This window comes from Armatimonadota bacterium, from assembly GCA_028871815.1.
Taxonomy (GTDB): Bacteria; Armatimonadota; Chthonomonadetes; order Chthonomonadales; family Chthonomonadaceae; genus REEB205.
Genome location: JAGWMJ010000019.1, coordinates 26,380 through 35,012, shown reverse-complemented (window position 1 = coordinate 35,012; position 8,633 = coordinate 26,380). Strand labels below are relative to the sequence as shown.

At 59.7% G+C, this 8,633-nt stretch carries 6 protein-coding genes and 1 CRISPR repeat array; of the genes, 3 read left to right on the top strand and 3 right to left on the bottom strand.

Features of this window, described 5'->3' with window-relative positions; genetic code table 11:
* Positions 1–313: 313 nt before the first annotated feature.
* A complete protein-coding gene (locus tag KGJ62_15490) occupies positions 314–3,436 on the bottom strand; it encodes a hypothetical protein (protein ID MDE2127984.1) in 3,123 nt (1,040 codons plus the stop codon).
* A gap of 501 nt (positions 3,437–3,937) precedes the next feature.
* Here KGJ62_15490 and KGJ62_15485 point away from each other — a divergent pair.
* Positions 3,938–4,516: a hypothetical protein gene (locus KGJ62_15485; protein ID MDE2127983.1), complete on the top strand. Its 579-nt coding sequence runs from the start codon at positions 3,938–3,940 to the stop codon at positions 4,514–4,516.
* A gap of 11 nt (positions 4,517–4,527) precedes the next feature.
* Positions 4,528–4,760: a CRISPR direct-repeat array (repeat unit 23 nt; unit sequence GCTAGGGTCTGCCGGGAATTGGG).
* Positions 4,761–4,861: 101 nt separating this feature from the next.
* Here the strand turns inward: KGJ62_15485 and KGJ62_15480 are convergent.
* On the bottom strand, positions 4,862–5,023 hold the full coding sequence (locus tag KGJ62_15480; protein MDE2127982.1) for a hypothetical protein: 162 nt from the start codon (positions 5,021–5,023) through the stop codon (positions 4,862–4,864).
* 444 nt (positions 5,024–5,467) lie between these two features.
* Here KGJ62_15480 and KGJ62_15475 point away from each other — a divergent pair, with 444 nt between their 5' ends.
* Both KGJ62_15475 and KGJ62_15470 read left to right on the top strand, forming a co-directional pair.
* Positions 5,468–6,532 (top strand): hypothetical protein, encoded by a 1,065-nt coding sequence (locus KGJ62_15475; protein ID MDE2127981.1) that lies wholly within the window; start codon positions 5,468–5,470, stop codon positions 6,530–6,532.
* 141 nt (positions 6,533–6,673) lie between these two features.
* The gene (locus KGJ62_15470; protein ID MDE2127980.1) at positions 6,674–6,826 is read left to right on the top strand and encodes a hypothetical protein; all 153 of its coding nucleotides are present in this window, start codon (positions 6,674–6,676) and stop codon (positions 6,824–6,826) included.
* Positions 6,827–7,497: 671 nt separating this feature from the next.
* Here the strand turns inward: KGJ62_15470 and KGJ62_15465 are convergent.
* Positions 7,498–8,229, bottom strand: a complete 732-nt coding sequence (locus KGJ62_15465) for a hypothetical protein (protein MDE2127979.1) — start codon at positions 8,227–8,229, stop codon at positions 7,498–7,500.
* Between the last annotated feature and the right edge of the window lie 404 nt (positions 8,230–8,633).

The following is an 8,633-nucleotide window of genomic DNA, read 5'->3' as shown; positions in this document are numbered from 1 at the left end:
CTCATCTCGGCCGGGAACACGAGCGCAGACTTCGTTGCAAATACCAGCACCGTCACCACGGACACCGCGGTTGTCCTCAAGGCGACATTTGGCGGATGGCGCCGGTACACCACCGTGCACCTCCTGCCGTAGCGGCCGGGTCGGCATGAATGGGGATGGCAGGCACACGGCGCAGGGCGCCGTGTGCCTGCCATCTCCCGCTCGCACTTTGGTAACGGCGTCGCGCTCCGCGACGGAACCGGCGCCGGCTGAGATGTCGTCCCGGCTGCCTTGTACCGCCCGACCAGGGGTACGGCTCGCCGTCACAACTCCTCTATCGCTCTACAGGTTCCCATGAAGTGGCGATGTTGGCAATAAATCCTCCACTGAGGCGCACGAGGTGGTCCATGTACCAGTAGACCAGGTCGCCGGTTTTGGAGTTATGCCACAGGATATCCGGATTGAAGTCGCCGTTGAGATCCACGGCGCCACTCAACTCCCAGGAAGGATCCTGCCCCGTTGATATTACGCCGCTTCCGATCTGCCGGATACCGCTCATGAACGTGCAGGTTACGTCGCCAACGGTTCGGTTTTGCCAGAGCAGATCGGCGTAACCGTCGCCGTTCATATCTGCCGCGCCGACGAGCGCCAGATTCGCCGGCTCTGAGGCGAACAGTGTGCCGGTGCCGATGACTTTGACCCCGTTGAGGTGCCAGTAGATCACGCCGCCGTTCGTCTGGTTTTGCCAGAGAAGGTACGGGAATCCGGTGCCGTCCAGATCGGCAACGCAGATCGGCTTGAAGGCCGTTGAGACGCCTGTTGCAATCACGCCGCTGCCGATGCGCGCGGTGCCGTTCATCAGCCAGTAGTCCAGCTCGCCGGTGGTGGTGTTGTGGAGCAGCAGGTCTGGGTGACCATCCATATTCAGGTCGTAGCTGCACACCAGCTGCCACTGCGGGTTGAGTGTGCTGGTAATGACGCCACTACCGGTTTTCGTGATGCCGTTCATTGTCCAGTACACGATGCTGCCGGTAGACGTGTTCTGGAAGAGCAGATCGGGGTGACAGTCGCCGTTGAAGTCGTGGTCGTGCAGGTTGAGGTCAAGCCTCACCAGCGCGCAGTCGACCGGCTGGGATAGCAGCCCATTATTGAGGCCGGTGGTCTCGTAATAGAGGTCGCCGGCGATCTCCACGAAGGGTCCAGTTGGCTCCACGCCCTCGGTGGCAAAGTTGACTGCATGCACAATCTGAATGGCGCCGCCTGTGCTGACGCGGAAAACCGCGCCCCCAAACCCCCCCGCGTTGTACCTTTCGATGCTGCCGTAGAGGTTGCCATCCGAGCAGAGGGTCAGCGCGCCACGAGGAGTGGCGCCATCGAGGACGTTGAGCTGGTAGATCGACGAAAAAGCGCCGGCCGTCGTCATGCGGAATACGGTGCCGGCGTTGTAAGCGCCGCCCGCTTCCGTGGTGCCATACAGCGCGCCGTCGGGACCGATGGTTAACGCGAAGACGGGATACGACCCATCCACGCCGGTGAAGCTGTGCAGCAGCGACTCTGTGCCGCCGGGCGTGATGCGGAAGATCGTGCCGAATTGCTCGGCCCCACCGGATTGCGTGACTCCGTAGAAGTTGCCGTCGCCGGCAAGAGTGAGCCCGCCGTTCGGTTCGGCGCCGTCGAATGGGCTTCCCAGGAAGGTATGCAAGGTGGTCGGCTGGCCATTTGCGGATATGGTGACGATCGATCCGCTGTCAGTTCCGTTCGGCGCCTCTTCGGCAATCATCGAGGTGCTGCCCGGCATTGCGGCAAGCGGTCCTGAGAAGTGGTTACCCACAACCAGGTAGTTCAACACATTGACGGCTTCGCCGGTGCCGACTTTGTAAATCGCGTCGCCGTAACCGCCGACCGAAAGGCCGTCTGCGCTGCCAATGATGACGCCGGATGGGGTTATCAGTGGGCGGTAGACGCTCCCGTCATTATTGGTTTCGTATGGCTGGCTGGCTGGCAGCGCGCCAAGCGGCGTCAGGTTGCCGCCGTGGTCCATCGACACGACCTCGCCGGTGCCTTCTGCGCCATCTTTCGTGTCGACGCCAAGGATGGCGCCGCTGGCCATTTTGACCAGGCCATCGGTCAGGTGCGCGCCGGAGAGGTTCTTGTCTGCAAACGACCCGAGGAGCGTGAACCCGGTTTGGTACTTCCACACGGTACCAATCTGGTGTGCGCCACCCCAGGCGCTGAGGCCGTACAGAGTAGGCGATCCCGCAGGACCGGCAGCCACGACCGCGCACTCCGTGTAGACGCCTTCCGAACGGGTGAACGTGTGCTGGTCGGTGAGGTTGCCGGCAGAATCGCACGTGAAGAGAAACGGTCCAGTAGGGTAGCCCGTCGTGACGCCGACCATCTGAGTCGCCGTGGAAGAGACCGAAGTCAACCCGGAAAGGCAATATGCGCCTTCCGGCGCCGTCAACGTGTGAACAATGCTGAAGGCGCCGGCCGGCGTTACCTTGAAGATGACGCTGTCGTTCGATCCGCTGATCCCGTACAGGTTGCCGCTGAAAGCGTCCACGGCAAGTGGCTCATACGGGTTTGCCGCTGCGCCGGCGGGCACCGAAGTGATGATGGAGACAGCCAAGGAGGGCGTGACTCTGTAGATTGTGCCGGTGTTGGTTGCGCCGCCGGCATACGTGGCGCCGTAGAGGTTGCCGTCCTTGCCGAGCACGGGCGCGCCATCGATATAAATGCCGTCGCTGCCGCCCGCGAACGAGTGGATCATCGAGACCTGGCCGCCGGGTGTCATGCTGAACAGCGAGCCACCCGCGCCGTTAGCCCCGCCGACGTAGGCGCCGTGGTAGGGCACGAGCGGCCCGAACGGACGGTAGGCCTCGCGAGAACCGTCGAAATGGTGCAGCACCGTGAAGACGCCGGAAGTACTGACCTGGTAGGCCACGCCGTCGCCGATAAACCCGCCGTGGCTCGTGACGCCCAGCAGATTGTCGTTTACCTGGAGGAGCGCGCCACTGGGCTGCCAGCCATCCGGACCCGAGAACGAGTGAAGCACGGTGATGACCCCGGCCGTCGTCATCTGGTACACGCAGCCGCCTCCATAGGCGCCGCCGCGCGACGACGTGCCGTACAGGTTGCCGTCCGTCCCCATGATCAGGGAGTTGTCGGCAATGATCGGCCCGCCCGCTCCCGCGGCAAAGGCATGCTCGACCACGGCGGCTTGCGCGTGGGCGTTACGAGCCACACAAAAGCAGATTGCAGCGATGGCGCAGCTGGCGGCGGCTGCACGGCCGCGCCGAATCTGGAACCGTGACAAGACTGCACTTTGCATGAGGTTCACGAGAAACGATCCCCTTTCCAACGATCGTTTCGCCAGGGCGGTGGCGCGCGGAACCCGGATGCAGGTTGTGGCGGCGAACACCGCATTGGCGTCGACGAAATCTTCGCGACCGCGCACAGATCTCCTCCTCTTCCAATTCTACTGCGCTCGGCCAGCGCTCACCGGCGCTGCGTGGGTCGGGCTGCCTCGCTGTTCCGGGTCACACCGATAATTCAACACAATTGATAGCCACTGTTGCAGCCACCATGCTGTTCCGCGGCCGCGTCAATTCTGCGTGGCTGGTGCTGGCTGGAGCGCGGCTCGGTTTCCTCATCCATCATTGAGCCCGGCAATCTCCGGCATCGGGCTTCGAGTGGTATGAATCCGACCCGGAGCCGACTCAATGTGCGAACCCCAGACGCCGAACCGGCGGCTCGACTGCTGCCTAAGTGTCGGGCCTGGCGCGCTCCGCCGACTCCCGGCGGCACAGATAGATGGGTCGATGGCGCGTCACCTGGCACGACCACGCGGGCCCGGAAGGTCCACGCAGCCTTCCGTTTGCGCCGCGCGGGCGGGGGGTCTATAGGAACCTAGCGTTTGTGGAGTCTGCCGGAATTGGGCATGCGGTACAATCGAAAGATGAAACGACTCACGCGAAAGCTGGAACCGGTCTTGCGGAAGGTGAAACGGCTCTGGCTATACGTGCGGTTTCTCCCGGATTACGTGAATATTGGGGTCTACCACCTTGCAAAGACGGGAAGTGACTTCATGAAGTGGGCGCGCTCACTCCGTACGGAAGAGAATCCTATTCTGCTGAGTCGGGCCAAGCGCCTGAGGAACTTTGAAAAAAGTAAGGCTTTTCTATACGATTTCATGACGGGTCCGACAAAGGATTCCGGGCGTACGGCGGCGCGCTTCAATTGCGTCTACTACAGGATAATACACAAGATGTCTCGCAGACAACTCTGGGGAGCGATGGTAGCAATTGGAATGCACGAATTCAATCTTGGCCATTCCGACTATGACGCCTGGATGGCTGATTCAGGCTTTAGTCGCCTTGAAAATGATGTGCTGGCGCGTCGCCTGTATTCAGACTCTATAGCACAGTTTAATCGTCCCTTCGGTACCTGCATAGGAGACGTCTCTATAGGACAGTTAAATCGCCCCTTCTTTTCCTACACTCGAGAATTCACCATTACAAGAGTACTTCCTATTTGATGCGTGAGCGTGCTAGGGTCTGCCGGGAATTGGGCCTGTGATACAATCAATGAGGATTATCGCACCTTTTTCGCTATGCTAGGGTCTGCCGGGAATTGGGCCTGTGATACAATGATCGACCGCTTGCCATTATTAGGTTTTAGGCTAGGGTCTGCCGGGAATTGGGTCTGTGATACAATCGGGTATACCGTCCAGTTCGACGCGATGGCGCTAGGGTCTGCCGGGAATCGGGTCTGTGATACAACCCCGGGCGCGTCGGGTTAAATCCTCGGCCAGACACGACTATGCCGTCGTGTAGAAGGACCTGTACGGCGGCATAGTCCCGATCCCGCGCCGATATGATGCTCAGTCTATTCCGAGTAGCGGTTCATACATTCGCACTGTGGCGACCAACTGCTTCGCGACCTGGGCTTGCTCTGGCGAGACCCAGTCGGTTCCCTCGCCGCCATACTTCTTGTCATTCCACGTCCGCTCATCCTGCAGACACAAGGCCTTGATAGCCGTCACGGGCCGCTTGAGTCCGGCGATAACGGCAACCGCCTAATGGAGGACTTTCTCTTCGGTAGGCTCAAGGTCGTTGGTCGCCGGGGCCAGCCGTGGTACCCAGTTAATTGCCGAGTAGACCGCATTCACGACCCCCGTTAGGCCTGGCAAGCAGTTCCTTCTCAACTTCCTCCACATTCTGCAACGGGACTGCTCGTGCTGCCGTGCCAGCCACCCTCAGCGCGCCAGCGCAGATATCTTGCAACCGTAGTTACGAGGGCTTGACAAGATATATAGCAAGATGATATAATAGAACAATGGACTAGACGCGATAGAACACGATACCTACACAAGTAGGGACCCGATAGGGATATTGCGCAACTTCAACTAGGCCAGTACAGGTTGCCTGTGGGGAGCCGATCAAACTACGCTAAGCGACCCCAATCATAGAAAGGTAAGGTCAATACTATGCGGTACCTAGAGGTCGTACGCCTCGTCAAGGAATGCGTCCGATTTGGACGGTCTGCTTTAATACAGGGACCCTCCGGGGTCGGTAAGACGGCTGCTGTCAAGCAGGCGGCTGAGGAGTCGGGGAGCAACCTCATCGTCTCCCATCCGAGGATAGAACACATCGTGGACGCGAACGGAATGCCCGTCGTAGCTGCCACCGGGGCCCGTGTCGTGCCATTCGCTGAAACCGCTGAAGTCCTGTCAGCGCCGGTCTCTCCCGCAACCATATGGTTCTGGGATCATTTCTCTCACGCGGCTCCGAGCGTCCAGGCGGCTCATTCGTCGTGGCTGTGGGGCCGCACGGTAAACGGCAGGACTCTGCCGGACTCCGTCATCATAGTGGCGGCTGGCCCCCACCCCGAGGATGGGGCGGGAGCTTGCGCGATTCCCTCTGGGGTCTATAGCAAGTTCGGGGTCGTAGCCCGCCTGGAACCCAACGCAGAGGATTTCCTCATGTGGGCCGACGCGAGCGGTATCTGGACCCGGATCATGGGATTCGTGGGTTCAAACCCCTCCTATCTCATGCAGCCCCCGCAGCGGGATACCACAACAGCCACGCCCCGGGCCTGGGAGAACCTCTCAAAGATCTACGATACGAATCCGGCTGTGACCGACTTTGAGGCACTAGCACTCGACATGTTGGGCCCCGCCATCGGGCGGGAATTCTGGACGTACGTCACGGACGACAACATCAATCGTGCCGTGGTCCGGGCCGTACAGGGTGCCGATCTTTCCGCGTCCATTGACCCGGCGGACATCCTGCCGCGGCTCATTCGGGCTCTGAGTGAGGAAAACTCAGAAACGCTCTGCGCGTTCACACTCAAGCACTGGGACTGTGCCCCTGATGCGGCTATGGCATTCGCGGCAAAAGTTGAGAACGCGCAGTACTCGCGCGGCGCAGTCGCGGCCGAGCTCCTTTCCAAAACTGCGACAATTCGAGCTCGCACTACCACCTGGCAGTGCAGGTCAGTCACGGGTATGGAGGACGGCATCGACTTGGACGAGATCCTTGGTACGGTCTAGTCGTCCCGGGGCGCCAGGTCTCGCGCCAAGTTCATAGTACAGGCCGCGGTACGGAACCTCAACAGGTCCGGTTTGGGCTTGACCATTACCGGACCCTCGCTCGGCACAATGTCTGTTGTGCCGAGCGAGGGATACCCCACGATGGCTACAGACGGCAGTACCGTGTTGCACAATCCCGGGTGGGTCGTGACCCTTACAGTGCCCCGGGCGGCGGCCGGACTCCATCGCGAGACACTACACGTGGCGCTCCGCCACTTCGTCCGGAGCTGCGGTAGGGACCTCGCTATGGAATAAGGCAACCGACCTGAGCATCGACGAGTACCTGATACGACTCGGGCAAGTCCTATCGGAGGGCTGCATAACAAGCGCCACACTGGGCTTCGAAGGGTCCCGCGGGACCTCGGGAGAGGTCTACCACAAACTCTTCACTGACTGAACGAGAGACCACAAGCAGACTCCTCCAGAAAGTGAACCGGAGCCTAGGCGACGAGGCTGAGGGGGATATGCTGGACCCCGGTGGGGTCCGGCAAAGGGCTGGATAGAGTGCAGGGCGCGGTTCACTAGCCAAGGGAGATCGGTACGACGCCTCGATGAAGAGGATCGTGTAGTCCATAAGTTCTACGGCGTCGATTCGCAGCTCACTCTGGTACACCGACCATTTTGCCCGAGAAAGCTGTCACGTGGCCCTTGGGGTCTCGTACTCCCGCATCGAAAAACCTGACGGATTCCCGCTTCACTGGGCCCTTACTTCGCAGAAATCCCGCTCAACTTCGTAGGCCACTCACGGTTGATCTGCGACTTACTCTCCCATTCGGCCAAGGCCCTGATTCGACCACGGAGATAGTCCTGCACCGGCCGGATGGGAGGCTCAGCCCACTCAAGATGCTTTTCGAACGAGGGACCCGCTCTTCGCATGTCTCCTACTCCGTCGACCCAAGGTTGATTACGCATCATATGCGAACCCATTATTCCGGTCGGTTCGCATTGCCGCCGTTTGTCCAATCCGGCTCAATCGACGAATCAGTTTCTTCCAGCGGGCAAGACAGGCGATCATACCTCGCTGTGTGTTCCGGCGTCATCGGAATAGAGAATCGTTCTCCGCTCGATTGGATTTCGTCTATCGTGCCGAAATACGCGCTGAACTTCTGTTGCTCAGGGACGACAGAGATAGCCACCCAAGCAAGAACGGCTTCATGCCTATCCGCAAGAGCTTGGATATCTGCTTCTTTCTTTCTTATGTTGTATGTCGGGTTTAATCGGCCGCTCGCTTGATATTTGTTGCGAGTCTTTACGCCAATTAGATATTTCTTCCCGTCGCGCTCTGCCAGAATGTCAGCGAACTGATGATTAGGAAACTGCGCATTGAGTTCGCATACATCGCTGAAACCTGCTCGCTTTAGCAATGCGACGGCCTTGTGTTCCCCCCAAACCCCAAGCGCGTGCAGCCGTTGCACTCGGCCACGTCTATCCTCGCGAGGAGCGACGTCAGCACGAGTTGAATTGAGCTTGCGCCGCAGACCGTCGAGGTACGTGGCGCATATTTCCGCTTCTTTCCCGCATTGGCGTAATGCCTCGGCTTCGAGTGTCTTAAGCCAGTGTTCACGCTCGAGCCGGGCAGCTCGTTCGGACGCCTCACGGACAAATCGCTCCGGGCCGCCAGCACGTACTAGCGCACTGAATGTTCTGGGTCTCATCATACGCCTAGCCCTTTCGATTTACGAATTTACGGATTTACACATTTACGCACAGGGCGAGTGGGTAAAGGGCTGGGCCCAGGGACCCGATAGGATGCCGCGCAGACTTGTCTTGCCGCTCTCAATGCCGATCCGGGTAAGCGTGTGATTATGCAACATAATATGCTCTAAAAAGGAGTGGGCGCGACACCGGCAGTCTTCGACGCCTCATTGAGCGATGCGAAGCCCGAAAAGTTTGTTCGCTTGACTTTCAAGGACATCGTAATGAAGGTCCGGTCTGCCCCAACGTTGGAGACGGCCTAACTAGAATCCGCAGTGTGTTGCGTCAGTTCGCTCCTGACGCTATTGCTTCATCCGCCCGAGCTTCTCCTCCTTCCAGACCCGGTGAACCCGCTTGATGTTCAGCG

Coding starts and splice junctions, on each gene's coding strand:
- KGJ62_15485 (MDE2127983.1), top strand. CDS start 3,938: ATGAAACGACTCACGCGAAAGCTGGAACCGGTCTTGCGGAAGGTGAAA.
- KGJ62_15475 (MDE2127981.1), top strand. CDS start 5,468: ATGCGGTACCTAGAGGTCGTACGCCTCGTCAAGGAATGCGTCCGATTT.
- KGJ62_15470 (MDE2127980.1), top strand. CDS start 6,674: ATGGCTACAGACGGCAGTACCGTGTTGCACAATCCCGGGTGGGTCGTG.
- KGJ62_15465 (MDE2127979.1), bottom strand. CDS start 8,229: ATGATGAGACCCAGAACATTCAGTGCGCTAGTACGTGCTGGCGGCCCG.